Genomic DNA, 15072 nt, shown 5'->3' with positions numbered 1-15072 from the left:
GATGAGTCGAACGCAGGCAGAGCACGAAAGGCCCCGGCCGATCTTCCGGGACCGGCATGAGGCGGGCCGGGTGCTTGCCGGACTGCTCGAACACTATCGCGGCGATCCGGATGTCCTCGTACTCGGACTGCCCCGCGGCGGTGTTCCGGTCGCATGGGAGGTGGCCGCGGCGCTGAGCGCACCGCTGGACGCCTTGGTCGTGCGCAAGCTCGGCGCACCGGGCCATCCCGAGTTCGCGATCGGCGCACTCGCCACCGGCGGCCGCATCATCCTCAACGACGATATGGTGCGCGCCCTGCAACTGACCGCTGACCAGGTGCGCAGCATCGCCCGCGATGAGGCCCAGGAGATGGTTCGGCGGGAGGCGACCTACCGCGCCGACCGCGGCCCGATCGAGGTGACCGGACGGACGGTGATCCTGGTCGACGACGGATTGGCCACCGGCGCGAGCATGTTCGCCGCCATCGAGGCGATCCGTGCGGGCGAGCCGAAGCGGATCGTGGTCGCGGTCCCCGCCGCACCGGAGTCGACCTGTCGAGAACTCGGTGCCTCGGTCGACGAAATGGTCTGCGCGACAATGCCTTCGCCGTTCCGCGCGGTCGGCGAATGGTTCTGGGACTTCACCCAGGTCACTGACGAGCAGGTGCGCATTCTGCTGAGCATATCGACCACCGGCACCGCCGTCCCGCGCATCGACGCCGCGGACACCATTCGGGCCGCGGCCATCGACGCGCCCGACGGTGTCCCGCCCATCCAGGTGCTCGAGGAACTCATCGGCGACGCTCGGTTCGTGCTGATCGGTGAGAGTTCGCACGGTACACACGAGTTCTACCGAGCCCGGGCGGCGATCACGCGCTGGCTGATCGAGGAGAAGGGCTTCACCGCCGTCGCCGCCGAGGCGGACTGGCCCGATGCCTATCGGGTGAACCAGTACGTGCACGGACGCGGCACCGACACCACCGCCGAACAGGCGCTGCGCGGATTCGAACGCTTCCCGGCCTGGATGTGGCGCAATACCGAGGTGCGCGAATTCGTCGCCTGGCTGCGCGCACACAACGCCGAACAACAACGCGACAACCGAATTCAGACCGGCTTCTACGGTCTGGACCTCTACAGCCTGCACCGCTCGATGCACGAGGTCGTCGATTATCTCGACCGCGTCGAGCCGCAGGCCGCGCAGCGCGCCAAGGATCGCTACGCCTGCTTCGATCACGTCGTGGGCGACGATGGCCAGACCTACGGTTTCGCCGCCGCCTTCGGCGCGGGCAAATCCTGTGAGGCCCAAGTGATCCGGCAGTTATTGGAGTTGCAGCGCCTCGCGATCGCCCGCGGCGAGCTGGAACCCGTAACCGCCGATGAACAGTTCGACGCTCTGCGCAACGCCTGGTCGGTGCGCGACGCCGAGGCCTACTACCGGGCCATGTTCGGCGACCGAGTGTCCTCCTGGAATCTGCGCGACGAGCATATGGCTGACACCCTCGACGCACTCGCCAACCATCTGGACCGCTCCGGCGGCCCTGGAGCCCGAATCGTGGTGTGGGCGCACAACTCCCACATCGGCGATGCCCGCGCCACCGAACTGGGCAGCGAAGGCGAACTCAATCTCGGCCAGTTGACCCGCGAACGCCACGGCGATGCCTGCCGCGTCATCGGCTTCAGCACCTGCTCCGGCACGGTCACCGCCGCAGGAGACTGGGGCGGGCCCGCCATCCGCGAAACCGTCCGCCCCGCACTGCCATCCAGCACGGAAGAGTTGCTGCACGACACCGGCAGCCCGGAATTCCTACTCCGCATGGATATTCCGGGTGAGGCCACCGACCTGCTGCGTCAACCGCGGCTGCAGCGCGCCATCGGCGTGATCTACCGACCCGGCACCGAACGCCAGAGCCACTATTTCCACACCAGACCCGCCGACCAATTCGACGCACTCATCCACATCGACCGCACCACCGCGCTGGAACCGCTGGAACCGACCGGCGAATGGGTCGCGGGCACGATCCCCGAGACGTACCCGTCCGGTCTGTAACGAACCGCGGCACGGTCGGCTCGGGCCACCCAACACTACGGCCGACATACCGATGACGTTGGACCATCGCCTCGTCACTCGGGCTGCCGCACGCGAAGGCCACGCCTATCCACCCCTGAGCCAGCGCGCAGCGGCGCGGACCAAAGCCGGTACACCTTCCTCGCACGCCCCGACAACCCCGACGTCTCTCGCTGCAGAGCACGGCGCAGCGGGCGCACGCACCCGAGGTTGGCTTTGGTCGTGCATTTTGACCTCGATTGGTCGTGAATTGCGGCAGCGGTTGGTGGTCTGCGGCCGCATCCTGGTCGCGAAAACGAACATCGCTCGATCAGCGTGTCGGTCGGGTGGGGAGTCGCCGTATATCTGTGCGCAGCGATCGGCTCGCAATTGTTGCGACCCAGTAGCCTCGCTGGTCATGCGCGTACTAGTCCTCGAGGACGATCCTGAACTTGGCGCAGCAATCGTCAGAGGGCTGCGTGAGGCTGGCTGCGCGGTCGACTTCGCCAAGAATCTCGCCGAGGCCGATTTCAAACTCGCCGTCAACGCTTATGACTGTTTGGTCGCTGATCGCATACTGCCCGACGGTGATGCCCTCACCCTCCTCTCCGCCCAACGTGCGGCGGGATCTACCCTCCCGGTCCTGCTGCTTACCGCGCTGGACGCGATCGCCGACCGGGTGGCCGGCTTCGAGCACGGTGCCGACGACTACCTCGTCAAGCCCTTCGCATTCGCTGAGCTCAATGCCCGTGTGCGTACCCTGTGCCGCCGTGGTCAGCCCGCCCGGCTGCCCGAGCTACGCGTCGGCGACCTGATTCTCGACCTTCCACGTCGTCAGGTGCGGCGAGACGGCGTGGAGCTCGCCCTGACCGCGAAGGAGTTCGCGGTGTTGGAGGTCCTGATGCTGCGTGCCGGGGAGGTGGTCACCCGGACCGACCTCATCGAACGCTGCTGGGACGAGCACGCCGAACCATTCTCCAACGTCGTCGACGTTCTCATCGGCCAGCTGCGTCGCCGGCTGGGCCCACCCGAGCTCATCGTGACAGTGCGCGGCGCGGGCTACCGCATCGCCGACCCGGCTCCAGGTCTGTGAAGTCGTCGCGCCCGCCCGCCGCCGCGCGCCTGCATCGCGTCCGGTGGAAGATGACCCTGCTCTTCGCCGCGACGACCGCGGTCTGCCTGCTGGTGCTCGTTGCCATCGCAGTCCGCACCGACGACCATTCCCGCACGAACGATCTCGACAACTCTGTCAGCCACCGCGCCGACGGCCTCGCCCGCACCCTCTTCTACGATGCGGTCGGCACGCTGCGGGCCGATTCGCTGCCGGAGGACGAACTCGCCCGCAGCGCCGAAGCGCTCGGCATTCTCGAGGCACTCCCGAACTCCGGACCTCGAATCCGCTACGCCTACTCCTCCCAGGCCGCCCTGCCAGCACAGCGGGAACTCGACGAGATCTGGCGGGAAGTCGAACGTGACCAGGAGACCATCCTGGTCACTACCTCCGCAGTCAACGGGCGTGAGTATCGCTGGGCCGCGGCTTCGGTCTGGGACAACGACAGGATCGGCGCCGTCGTGCTGGTCGGAGCCGACCCTGCGCAGGGCGAGGCGGATCACCGGCGGCTGATCCAGTGGCTGGCCCTGGGCTGCGCGGCACTCGTGTTGGTTGCCGCGGCAGTGGGCCACCTGTTATCGGGGCGTGCGATGCGCCCAGCTCTTCGGGGACTCGAGCAGCAAGAGCAGTTCCTCGCCGAAGCTGCCCACGAACTGCGCACGCCACTGGCCACTTTGCGCTTGGTGGTGGAGGAAGGCAGCGCCGCACCGCAACAGGCGCCCGCGGCATTGGACCAGGCAGTCCGGCTGGTCGATCGGCTTGGCCGACTCGTCACCGGGCTGCTCGCCCGCGCCCGCGTGGAAGCCGCCACCCAGGAAGTCGAACTCGCCCCGCTGCGCCTGGACCAGCTGGTCGAACGGACCATCGCGGAACTGCCGGACTCCACCGGCGTCACCGTCACTACCGCCGAGGTGGTGATCGTCGACGGGGATTCCGGGCTGCTGGCCCAGGCGCTCCGAAATCTTGTCGAGAACGCCCTACGACATGGCGGCGGCACCCCGGTCGAGGTGAGTGTCACCGCTGGCCGGGTCGCTGTGCGTGATCACGGTCCCGGCGTGCCGCCCGAGGACCGTACCCGGGTGTTCGAGCGGCATGTCACCGGCACTGCGAGCACCGGTACCGGTCTCGCCATCGTGCGCTGGGTGGCCGAGCTGCACGGCGGCACCGCCCGGCTTTCCCAGGCTCCCGGAGGCGGGGCAATGGTGGAGCTGCTGTTGCCAGAGTGCACGAGCCGCTGACGCGCCCGGGCAGGATCGGCCACCCTCGTGCCGGGGCCACCTCATCTTCTTCTCATGTAGCACCAGAAAGGGTGGAGCCATGTCCGCCCTTTCATTTCGCCTCGCGTGGAGCTCGCATTCCACCGCACTCGTTGTCACCCTCGCACTCGCAGCATGCGCACTGCCCACCGATGTGGCCGCCCAAGCCAGCCCACCCGAGATCCGGGTCGATCAGGTCGGTTACATCGTCGGGCAGGCAAAACAGGCCTTCGTTATGGGTTCGGAGGCGGAACTGAGCCGAGCCGGCTACCGGTTGGTGGACGACCATGGCACCATCGTGGCCACCGGCCAGGTCGGCGGGCGCACCGGCAGCTGGAACAGCAAGTATCCGGCCGTCCACACCGTGGACCTGTCCGGGGTCGATACCCCGGGCAGCTACCGACTCGAGCTCACCGGCACGGCATTCGGGCGCTCCCCACAGTTCCGCATTGCACCCGCCATGGACTTGCTCACCCCGCTCGTGGAGAACAACGTTCGCTTCTTCCGAACCCAGCGCGACGGTGCGGATGTCCTGCCCAATGTCCTGCACCGCAAGCCCGCACATCTGGCCGACCGCCGCGCAACGGTCTACGCCACCCCGCGGTACAACGAGGACGGCACCGAACTGCTCGACGGGAAGCTGACCCCGGTGAGTGGTCCAGTCGATGTCTCGGGCGGCTGGTCCGACGCTGGTGACTTCCTCAAGTTCACCCACACCACCGCCTACAGCACCGCCGATCTGCTGCTGGCTCTACGTGCCGCTCCGCACACTGCGGGCCTGCCCGAGGAGGTCGAGCAAGGATTGGCCTGGCTGGACAAGATGTGGGAGGGCAAGAGTGGCACTCTCTACGCCCAAGTCGGTATCGGTGCCGGCAACGACCAGATCCGTACCGACCACGACCTCTGGCGGCTGCCCGAGACCGATGACGAACTGGACGTGCAACCAGGTGACCCGGACTACCTGATAAAGAACCGGCCGGTCTTCCGGGCCAACGAGCCCGGCACGCCGATCAGTCCCAACCTGGCCGGCCGCATGGCAGCGGTCTTCGCGCTCGCTGCGCAAAACAGCGCCAATAGCGATCGAGCCGCTGCCAAGTCCTGGCTGGACAAGGCCGCCGCCATCTACACCCAGGCCGACACGTCACCTGACGGCGAACTGATCACCGCCTTCCCGCACAACTTTTACCCCGAAGACTCTTGGCAAGACGATATGGAGTTCGGCGCCACCGAAATGAGCCTGGCCGCCATGGCATTAGGTGACGCACGAGCTGGCGACTGGCAGCAGCAGGGCACCCACTGGGCGAAGCAGTACATCGACTCCGACACCAAAGGCACCCTCGGCGTCGCCGACGTCAGCGCACTCGCCCACGCCGACCTGCTCACCGTTGTCAAGCCAGACAGCCAGGACGGCGCAGAGCTACAAAGTGACCTGCGCCGCCAATTGGACGACGGGGTGAGCCGGGCCGCCGAGGATCCCTTCGGAGCAGGCGCGGTATACACCGACTTCGACTCGGTACCGCACGCTTTCGGCCTGGTCGCCACCGCACGGCTGTATGGGAGGGCCACCGGCGACCACCGCTACGACGAGTTCGGCGCGCAACAGCGCGGCTGGGCACTGGGCGCCAACTCCTGGGGCAGCACCTTCATGATCGGCGCAGGCGAGGTCTACCCGCACTGCCCAGAACACCAAGTGGCCAACCTCGGTGGCAGCCTCGACGGCACGGGCGAGATCCTGCGAGGAGCTGTGGTCAACGGGCCGAATGCCGCAGAAAAGCTCGACGAACTCAATACCTTTCCGACGATGAAGCGCTGTTCCTCGAATCCTGGTACGGCCTGGACCGACTTCGACGGGGGCAAGGCCCGCTTCGTCGACGACGTGGGCGCCTGGCAGACCGTCGAACCCTCGATCGACTTCACCTCCACCGCAATGCTGGCCTTCGCCTTGTCTCAGGGGTGAACCGAGCCGCAATCGACGGCACACCGCCCAAGGTTGTCGACACCAACCCCCGACAACCGGGATTCGAACGGGCTCAGCCATATCCGCATACGCCCGATTCCCGGCGACTGCCTCGGTGCAGAGGGTCAGCTCTTGCCGGTGCCGGAATCGTTGATCGGGCAGAGCGGCAGGCTCTTTCGGACCCAGTCGCAAGTGGCCAGGAGTATGGATGGCGGCGGGATCGACGTTGGGGTTGGCGATCCCATGAATTGTCTTTAGGCCCTGTGGTTGGGGACCAACGACAGCCGTGCTCGGCCGGTGCGGATTTCTAATCTACCGGTAACCGGATCAGCGGAACCGAAGGGATACGCACAGGAAGGTAGCGACATCACATGTCCGCCAACGCCATCAACCCTCCCGTCGTGGTCGGCATCGACGGCTCTGAAACCGCGGCCGAGGCCGCCCGCTGGGCCGCCGTCGAGGCCGTCCACCACCGCGCGCCGCTGCACATCGTGCACGCCATCGGCGCCCAGGTCGACTTCGGACCGAACATCTCGATCGACCAGATCGACTATGACGTGTATCGACAAGAAGGTGCGGCCGCCGTCGCCGCGGCGAGTGAGTTCGCCACAGCGGCCGCCGCACCCGTCGGTGACCTCGACATCGCCACCTTCGTCGTCGAGGCGCTGCCGATCCCGGTCCTGCTCGACCGATCGAAGGACGCCCGCATGCTGGTCGTCGGCACCCGCGGTCTGGGCGCGTTCCGCCGCGGCCTACTCGGCTCGGTCAGCACCGCCGCGGCCCGGCATGCGCACTGTCCTGTGGCGGTCATCCCCGAACCCGAGCGCTACTCGGTGAAGCGACTGCTGGGCCCGGTGCTGGTCGGCGTCGACGGCTCCCCGAGCAGCATCCGCGCCATCGAGATCGCCTTCGATGAGGCCGTTCATCGCAATGTCGCGGTGCGGGCGGTGCTCACCTGGACCGAATTCAACCGCTACATCCCCAGCGCGGACATGCAGCAAGCAGCCGAGGAACTGCTGTCCGAAAGCCTGGCCGGTTACGCGGAGAAGTATCCGGACCTCGAAGTACAGCGGGTGGTCGTCGAGGATCGACCAGCCAGACGCCTACTCGCCGAATCGATGGACACCCAAATGATCGTCGTCGGCAGCCATGGCCGCGGCGGCTTCGCGGGCATGACGCTGGGCTCGGTCAGCCAAGCCGTCCTACACGCCGCCGACTGCCCACTCATCATCGTCCGCGCGCAGAGCTGAGCGGTCACGTCTCGGTAGTGCGGGAGAACCCCCGGAACCCGGACGGTGATCCAGGGGTCTGCTCTTGGCACGACCGCGGGTCTTGCACGTCACCGTTGCGCGTTCAGGGCGGCGTCCAACAGCACTCGGCGTTCAGCGGCGGCCACGGTGCGGCGGACCGTGTCGATCGCGTCCGGGTTGACCGAGATGGAGGTGATGCCCATGCGGACAAGGTGTTCGGCGAAATTGGGGTGGGTGGAGGGCGCCTGGCCGCACAGCGAGGATGGGATGCCGTGGGCGCGGGCGGTCTGCACGATCTGTTCGATCGTCGCCAGCACGGCCGGATCGGCCTCGTCGAAAACCTCCGCGCACAATTGCGAGTCGCGGTCCACACCGAGAACGAGCTGGGTGAGGTCGTTGCTGCCGATGGAGACGCCGTCGATGCCGAGGCCGATGTATTCGGGTAGCCAGTGCACGACCGAGGGAACCTCGGCCATTACCCAGCGATGCAGGCCGCGGGCCCGTCCGAGCGGGCTGGCGTCGACGAGCTCGAGGCATGCCTCCAGTTCCCAGCGGGTGCGCACGAACGGAATCATCAAATGCACGTTCGGGTACTGCTCGCGCACTCGAGCCAGCGCGGCCAGCTCTAGTGCGAACATCTCCGGCTCGCGGATGTAGCGGAAACAGCCCCGATATCCGATCATCGGGTTGTCCTCCACCGGCTCGTACTGCTCGCCGCCGGTCAGTCCGCGGAATTCGTTGCTGCGCAGGTCGGTTGCGCGATAGATCACCGGACGGGGCGCGAAGGCCGAAGCAATCCCGCCGAGCGAGTCGGCCATCCGGGTGACGAAGCCTTCCTGCTCGCCGCGCGCGATCAGGTCGTGCGGGTGCCGCCCGCCGAGCGCGCTGGTCAGCAGGAACTCGGCGCGAAGCAGTCCGAGGCCGTCCACGTCCTGTGCCGCAACGGCTTCCGCGATATCGGGCATGGCGAGGTTGGCGTAGATCTTGGTGGCGGTGGTGACCCTCGCCCGGGGCGCGGCAGCCACCTCGTCGGCACGGACCGGCCGGGTGACCGCGCCCGCGACGACCCGACCCCTTCCACCGTTGACGGTGACGATCTGCCCGTCCATGAGATCCTTTGTCGCCGTTCGGGTACCGACGACGCAGGGCACCCCCAGTTCCCGGGCGACGATGGCGGCGTGACAGGTGACGCCGCCGCTATCGGTGACCAGTGCCGCGGCCTTGCGGATGGTCGGCACCCAGTCCGGCGTTGTCATTTCGGCGACCAGGATCTCCCCGTCCTGCAGTAGCTGCCCCTCGGACGGTCCGGCGAGTACCCGAACGGCACCACTGGCCACCCCCGGTGCGGCGGCCAACCCGGTCACCAATGCCGTTCCTTCGCCCGTGTCGGTGTGCGGCGCTTGCACGGTACCGAGGGTGGTGATCGGGCGGGCCTGGACCAGCCATATCCGATCGCCCTCGATCGCCCACTCCACATCCTGCGGTCTGCCGTAGTGCTTTTCGGCCGCCATGGCAAGCCGGGCGATCGCGCGTACTTGCTCGTTATCGAGTGCCCGCCCCTGGTCGTCCGCATCGACCTCGATGGTCCGGTCGCCAGCTCCATCCACGCTGCGGACGATCGCGAAGCCCTGTTTTCCGGTATGCGACTCCAGAATTCGCAGATCCTCCTTGGCGAGAACGTAGTGGTCGGGCTCGACGGCTCCGGAGACCACGACCTCGCCCTGCCCGCGTGCCGCCTCGATTACGATCCGGCTCTCGTCGCCCGTCCCCGGATCGGCGGTGAACGCCACCCCACTGCGTTCCGCCGCGACCATCACCTGCACCACGACGGCCATTGCCGGTTCACCGGTGAACTTCCGTTCGGCGCGGTAGGTTTCGGCACGCGGACTGAACAGCGACGCCCAGCAGGAGCGCACCGCCTCGACCACGTCTGCAGCGCCGCGCACATTTGTCGCCGTCACATTCATCCCGGCGAATGAAGCGGAGGCGCTGTCCTCCCCGGTGGCCGAGGAGCGAACTGCGACCAGCGCGGGCCCGTCCGCGCCACCGAGTCCGTCGTAGGCGTGCACGATCTGTGCTTCGAGGTCCTCGGGCATGCCCGCCTTGGCCACCAGCGCATGCAGCCGGTCACAGCGCTGGGCGAGTTGGGCGTGGTCACCGACAGCGGCCAGCGCGGCGCGATGCTCCGCGGCCAGATCATCGGCCACCCCGCTGCGCCGCATGGCTTCCAGATAGCCCGAGCGCAGCACGATGAACGCTGCGGGCACGGGCAGCCGCGCAGCGGTCAGCTCCCCCAGATTGGCGCCCTTGCCGCCCGCCTCGACCTCGTCGGCCAGTCCGATAGCGGCGATGTCACGTACAAAGTCCATGCCTCGACTGTGCGCGGCGGCGGGCTCCGCCAGCGAGAGGACAATGCCGACCGGCTGGCGGCCGAAAGTCCTTTGTTCCGGTCGTACCACTCGCCGCTGCTCAGTCGCTCACCAAGACGTTGCGGCAAGCGGCAATCCTCTGCCTCAGCGAGAATCACCGCACGGACGACGCGAATTCCGAACCGCGCGCCTGCGGACCAACCGACAGCCGCCGTGAACCGGCCAGCAGCACGCAGCCCCGGTCGCCTGCGCCATCACCAAGTCACAAGGGGTGCACCACGTCGGCAACTGCGCGGCGCGGGGTCATCGGAACCGGCTCGGCGCTGGTCGCCGCCCAGCCAATTCGGATGATGACCTGTGGAAATCCACTGTCGGACAGCACATCCGCACGTACGAGATCACGAGTGCCCGGCAATTCCAGCGGTTCGGTGAGCGGACAGGTAGCCAAGCCGAATCCGGTGGCGGCCAGCAGTACCGCGCTGGTGGCTTCCCCGGCGCGCAGTCGGGACAGCGGATCATCGGAGGCGGTGTGCACCAGCAACAGGGCGCCGCCGTCGTCGAGATCGTGGATCACCGCCTCGGTCAGCGCGGAGCTGTGGAACTCGCGGGTCAGCGGATCGGTGGCGACCACGGCATTGCGTGCGGGCACCCCTTCCGCGGCCGCGTGTCGTCCGCTCCACTCGGCCAACTCGGCCTGATAGCCGCTGTCGACGAGATGCTGACGCGACGCATCCTTGAAGGCCCGCACCAGCCCGATGCGGGTCGAGCCACCGGGAATCTCACTGACCAACACCCCCTCGGCGATGCCCGCCCCGATGATCGCAGCGATGTGCGCGGCCGGAATCTCCCACGTTGTGACCCGCCGCCGGTCGGTACGGCGCTGGCTGATCGCGCGGGCCGCCGCGACCATATCGGCGTCCGGTATCACCGGAGCGAACTCGATGGCCGCAAGATGGTCGGGCTGGGTCGGATTCGGGAATCGATGCACGACGGTGTCCCACCCGAACGAGCGCGCCGCCACCCGGAAGTGATGCAGCGCTGCACCGCAACTGATCATCAGTTCGCGCCGATCCGGATCGGTCTGCGGCAGTCGACGGCTGTCGTCGGCGTACAAGTGCACTGTGGTATCGCCGACGCGCCACTGCCAAGGCTGGGTGTTATGCACCGACGGCGCGCGCACGGCCAGCGCCAACGCGGCCCGCACGCTATCGGCATCAGGATGCCTACTAGCCATTGCTGTTCCTTGTCCTCGACGCCAACATCTGTGCCGCTACGGTCGCATCCGCCGATGTCGGCGCCAAAGAGGCCAAAGGCCACAACTCGATGGCCCGGTGACCTCTTCACCGATCACAACGCGCCGGACAGATGCAGCGTCGAACTCGCCCCTCGCACCCACGGCACTCGATCGGGTCGACCGGACCGGCGCTGTTGGCCCCGAACTCCGACATCGTCCGGCGCGACTCGCGTGTGACCGCGGCATCGAACGATTTGTTGGCGAATCGATTCCGGCGAATTCCAGGCTGATGCGGTTCGTCGCCGACGCGAACCGAGCGCCGATCGTGATCAGCGGGCCGTGGCGATCTCCGTGGCGTCGAATGGATCCAGCACGTCCTCGACCGCGCGCCGTGGTGCAGGCGGCAGCGCCGCGAGACCGGTCGGCAACCAACCGATCCGGATGACTGCCTGCGCATGCGTGGTGTTGTCGAGCACGCCGACGCGAATCTTCTTGCGTAGTTCGGGGATCTCCAACGGCTCGGTCACCAGGCAGGTGGCCAATCCGATGTTGGTCGCGGTCAACAGCATCGCGCTCACGGCTTCGCCCGCACACAGTCGCGCCAGCCGGTCATCGGCTGTCGTGCCCAGCACCAGCAGCTCGGCATAGTCGGGTTCGCGCTTCGGGTCGACCAATCGATGCTGGGCAAACGCCCGGGCGGGAACCCTTTGTGCAGCCAGTGGCGGCAGAGCGTTCAGCGCCGGGACGCCGTGCACTGCGTCGTGTCTGCCGCTCCAGGCGGCCAGCTCGAATTGATAGTTCGGATCTCCGGAATGTTGCCGTGCCGCGGCGCGCATCGCTTCGACGAGCTGATCGCGCGATCCGTAGGCCGCTTGGCGAACGATGCCGCCGTGCACCCCGGCGCGCTCGGCGAGCAGACCGAGATAGCCGGGCGGGATGGGCCGGGAGCTGTAGTGTCTGCGGTCGGTCTGTCTGCGGGTGATCGCGGCGCTCAGCGCGGTATCGGTCATGGTCGGCCGATGCGGCACGAGTTCGATCGATGCCAGGTGGTTCGGATTCACCGCATCCGGCAATCGCTGCACCACGGCCGACCATCCCAGCCCTGCGAGCGCTATGCGCAGGTGGTGCAGTGCGGCGCCGCAGCTCAGCACCAGGTCACGTTGATCGGGATCGGTCGATGGGAGCGCTCGTGCCGGATCGAGGTAGAGGTGCAGGCCGCGGTCTCCGATCCGGAACCGCCACGGCTGGGTGTTGTGAACCGACGGCGCCCGCACGGCGAGCGCGAGCGCCGCCTCGATGGTGTGATAGTCGGGCAGCCTGTCATTCATCGTCGTCCCTCCGTCCCTGTCTCGTAGTGAATATCCACGCTGCCATCGGCGACCGATCGTCGGTAAGGGCAGGACGGCACCTTCTCGTGGGACTTCTGCAGCAGTACATCAACCGGGTCTGACAGCTGCGAAAGTCCCTTCACCTCGGTGACCTTCGGCCATCACCTGGCCGGGCCACGATGCGAAATCCTTGGAACACCACGATCGAGCACACCGAAGGGTTCGCGCCATGCCCGGATTCGCCGCACCTGCCGAGCTACGGGAGACCCACACCGGACTGGTTGTGCTGTACGGAGACCGGGCCTACAAGGTAAAGAAGGCGGTCCGCACCGACTTCCTCGACTTCAGCACACCGCAACTGCGCGAGCACGCCTGCGTTAGGGAACTCGAATTGAACAACCGCCTGGCTCCGGACGTATATCTCGGCCTGGCCCATCTCAGCGACCCCACGGGCTCCCCCGCTGAGCCGGTGCTGGTCATGCGCCGCATGCCCGAAGACGGCCGTTTGTCCAACATCCTGGCCGACCGGGCGAAGAGCATAACGGAGCTGTCTGCGCTGGTACAGGTGCTGGCAAGCTTCCACGACAGGGCCCGTCGCGGACCGGAGATCGATGCGGAGGGCACCGCGGACGCGCTGCGCCATCGGTGGCAGGTGCTGCTGCGCAGTCTTGCCGAACAGCGGGCCGACGTCGCCGACCCGGATCTCCTCGACCGGATCGAGCGGCTCGCGATGCGCTACCTCGACGGCCGAGAACCCTTGCTGAACAACAGGATCGCCGCCGGACACCTCGTGGACGGGCACGGTGACCTGCAGGCCGAGGACATCTTCGAACTGCCCGACGGTTTCCGCGTCCTGGATTGCCTGGACTTCGACGACCGGCTGCGTTACGTCGATCGCCTCGACGATCTCGCGTTCCTTGCCATGGATTTGGAGTTCCGCGGGCATACCGAACTGGGCGAGCGGCTGCTCGACGACTACCAGCGGATCACTGAGGATCCGGCGCCCGCCTCGTTGCGTGATCACTACATTGCCTATCGGGCGCTCGTGCGCGCGAAGGTGGACGCCATCCGATTCGGCCAGGGCGAGTCTGCGGCCCGCGACCGTGTGCACCGGCACCTGCGGCTCGCGCTGGGCCACCTCGAGCGGGCCGCCGTTCGTCTGGTGCTGGTCGGCGGATTACCCGGAACCGGGAAATCGACCATTTCCATAGAGCTTTCGGCGAGCACGGGAGCGGTCGTGCTCTCCAGTGATCATGTGCGCAAGCAGCTACGGGCCAGCGGTGAGGTCACCGGTCCGACCGGAACCTTCGGCACCGGAACGTATTCCGCTGCCGGTAAAGCTCGTGTCTACACCGAACTGCGGAGCCGGGCCCAAAAGCTGCTGGCCCTCGGCCGTTCGGTGATCCTGGATGCCAGCTGGATCGACGCGGACGAGCGGCAGCGAGCAGCGACACTCGCGGCCGAGACAAACGCCGACCTGCTGCAATTGCGGTGCCACTGCCCGCCCTCGGTGGCGGAACGCCGCATCCGTCTGCGCGCCGACGGTGATTCCGATGCGACCCCCCAGATTGCCGCCGATATGTCGGCCATCGCAGCGGTCTGGCCGCAGGCCACACCCGTGGACACTGGACTCGTGCTCGCCGACACCGCCGCCGCGGCACTGCGCGCGTGGCACAACACTGTTCACACCGAACAGGTAAGGGACTTCGGTCACCAATCAGGGGTCGAACTCCGTCCCGTGATCACCGGCAGCACCCTACGCTGAATGAATGTTGCACGGAGACACAGCAGAATGACCAGAGTGTTCCTGGTGGACGACCACCACATTGTGCGTCGTGGAGTGTCCGACCTGATCAGCGCCGAGCCCGACCTCGAAGTCATCGGTGAGGCGGGCAGCGTATCCCAGGCGATGGCGCGCATCCCGGCCCTGCGTCCCGACGTCGTGGTCCTCGACGTGCGCCTGCCCGATGGCAATGGCATCGAACTATGCCGCGAACTGCTGAACCAGCAACCCGAACTACGGTGCCTGATCCTCACCTCGTTCACCGACGAGCAGGCCATGCTCGACGCCATTCTGGCGGGGGCCCGCGGCTACGTGGTCAAAGACATCGACACCCTCGAACTGATCGATGCCATCCGCGAAGTCGGCGCGGGAAAATCCCTGCTCGACAACCGGGCCGCCGCCGCGCTCATGGCGAAACTGCGCGAGGAAGCCACGTCCAAGTCCGGGCCGCTGGCCACGCTCACCGACCAGGAGCGAACGCTGCTCGAACTGCTCGGTGAGGGGCTGACGAACCGGCAGATCGCAAGCCGCATGTTCCTGGCCGAGAAGACCGTGAAGAACTATGTCTCCCGGCTGTTGACCAAGCTCGGCGTCGAACGACGCACCCAGGCCGCGGTGCTGGCCACGAAGCTCAACCCGGCACACAAGGAGGAATGAGCAGGCACCCGCAGCATCTCGAGACCTGGAATCGAGCATCGCCGTACGAGGAAGTGACATCGCACTGCCGTAGACCGGTCCCGATAGCTGCCCACGATGCGACC

10 protein-coding genes are annotated in these 15072 nt (G+C 67.1%); 7 read left to right on the top strand and 3 right to left on the bottom strand.

The annotated features are described in order from the left end of the window. Position 1: 1 nt before the first annotated feature. The 5 genes from ABZ293_RS25040 (at position 2) to ABZ293_RS25020 (ending at position 7597) form a co-directional block, all read left to right on the top strand. The gene (locus tag ABZ293_RS25040; RefSeq protein WP_355184339.1) at positions 2–2026 is read left to right on the top strand and encodes an erythromycin esterase family protein; all 2025 of its coding nucleotides are present in this window, start codon (positions 2–4) and stop codon (positions 2024–2026) included. Positions 2027–2441: 415 nt separating this feature from the next. Continuing rightward, positions 2442–3116 carry a response regulator transcription factor gene (locus tag ABZ293_RS25035; RefSeq protein WP_355184337.1) on the top strand — a complete coding sequence of 225 codons (675 nt, stop codon included), beginning with the start codon at positions 2442–2444 and terminating at the stop codon, positions 3114–3116. Positions 3117–3166: 50 nt separating this feature from the next. Further along, the gene (locus ABZ293_RS25030; protein WP_355184335.1) at positions 3167–4372 is read left to right on the top strand and encodes a HAMP domain-containing sensor histidine kinase; all 1206 of its coding nucleotides are present in this window, start codon (positions 3167–3169) and stop codon (positions 4370–4372) included. A 79-nt stretch (positions 4373–4451) separates the two neighbouring features. Beyond that, positions 4452–6347, top strand: coding sequence for a glycoside hydrolase family 9 protein (locus ABZ293_RS25025; protein WP_355184333.1), 1896 nt, complete (start codon positions 4452–4454; stop codon positions 6345–6347). A 371-nt stretch (positions 6348–6718) separates the two neighbouring features. Continuing rightward, positions 6719–7597 (top strand): universal stress protein, encoded by an 879-nt coding sequence (locus ABZ293_RS25020; RefSeq protein WP_355184331.1) that lies wholly within the window; start codon positions 6719–6721, stop codon positions 7595–7597. An 89-nt stretch (positions 7598–7686) separates the two neighbouring features. Here the strand turns inward: ABZ293_RS25020 and ppsA are convergent, their stop codons facing one another. The 3 genes from ppsA to ABZ293_RS25005 form a co-directional block, all read right to left on the bottom strand. Next, entirely contained in the window at positions 7687–9966 is a 2280-nt protein-coding gene (ppsA, locus tag ABZ293_RS25015) for a phosphoenolpyruvate synthase (RefSeq protein ID WP_355184329.1), read from the bottom strand. A gap of 262 nt (positions 9967–10228) precedes the next feature. Next, positions 10229–11200 carry an NAD(P)H nitroreductase gene (locus tag ABZ293_RS25010; RefSeq protein ID WP_355184327.1) on the bottom strand — a complete coding sequence of 324 codons (972 nt, stop codon included), beginning with the start codon at positions 11198–11200 and terminating at the stop codon, positions 10229–10231. Positions 11201–11529: 329 nt separating this feature from the next. Further along, a complete protein-coding gene (locus ABZ293_RS25005; protein WP_355184325.1) occupies positions 11530–12528 on the bottom strand; it encodes an NAD(P)H nitroreductase in 999 nt (332 codons plus the stop codon). Positions 12529–12757: 229 nt separating this feature from the next. On the opposite strand from ABZ293_RS25005, the gene ABZ293_RS25000 reads away from it, so the two are divergent. Together ABZ293_RS25000 and ABZ293_RS24995 are read left to right on the top strand one after the other, a co-directional pair. After that, positions 12758–14293 (top strand): AAA family ATPase, encoded by a 1536-nt coding sequence (locus tag ABZ293_RS25000; RefSeq protein ID WP_355184323.1) that lies wholly within the window; start codon positions 12758–12760, stop codon positions 14291–14293. A gap of 27 nt (positions 14294–14320) precedes the next feature. Further along, entirely contained in the window at positions 14321–14968 is a 648-nt protein-coding gene (locus ABZ293_RS24995) for a response regulator transcription factor (protein WP_355184321.1), read from the top strand. Positions 14969–15072: the final 104 nt, after the last annotated feature.

This window comes from Nocardia sp. NPDC005998, from assembly GCF_040614395.1.
Taxonomy (GTDB): Bacteria; Actinomycetota; Actinomycetes; order Mycobacteriales; family Mycobacteriaceae; genus Nocardia.
The sequence above is the reverse complement of the archived record's forward strand: the minus strand, read 5'-3'. Positions and strand labels throughout refer to the sequence as shown.

Excerpts from the sequence above, each read along its gene's own strand:
- ABZ293_RS25040 (WP_355184339.1), top strand. The coding sequence starts at position 2 with ATGAGTCGAACGCAGGCAGAGCACGAAAGGCCCCGGCCGATCTTCCGG.
- ABZ293_RS25035 (WP_355184337.1), top strand. The coding sequence starts at position 2,442 with ATGCGCGTACTAGTCCTCGAGGACGATCCTGAACTTGGCGCAGCAATC.
- ABZ293_RS25030 (WP_355184335.1), top strand. The coding sequence starts at position 3,167 with ATGACCCTGCTCTTCGCCGCGACGACCGCGGTCTGCCTGCTGGTGCTC.
- ABZ293_RS25025 (WP_355184333.1), top strand. The coding sequence starts at position 4,452 with ATGTCCGCCCTTTCATTTCGCCTCGCGTGGAGCTCGCATTCCACCGCA.
- ABZ293_RS25020 (WP_355184331.1), top strand. The coding sequence starts at position 6,719 with ATGTCCGCCAACGCCATCAACCCTCCCGTCGTGGTCGGCATCGACGGC.
- ppsA (WP_355184329.1), bottom strand. The coding sequence starts at position 9,966 with ATGGACTTTGTACGTGACATCGCCGCTATCGGACTGGCCGACGAGGTC.
- ABZ293_RS25010 (WP_355184327.1), bottom strand. The coding sequence starts at position 11,200 with ATGGCTAGTAGGCATCCTGATGCCGATAGCGTGCGGGCCGCGTTGGCG.
- ABZ293_RS25005 (WP_355184325.1), bottom strand. The coding sequence starts at position 12,528 with ATGAATGACAGGCTGCCCGACTATCACACCATCGAGGCGGCGCTCGCG.
- ABZ293_RS25000 (WP_355184323.1), top strand. The coding sequence starts at position 12,758 with ATGCCCGGATTCGCCGCACCTGCCGAGCTACGGGAGACCCACACCGGA.
- ABZ293_RS24995 (WP_355184321.1), top strand. The coding sequence starts at position 14,321 with ATGACCAGAGTGTTCCTGGTGGACGACCACCACATTGTGCGTCGTGGA.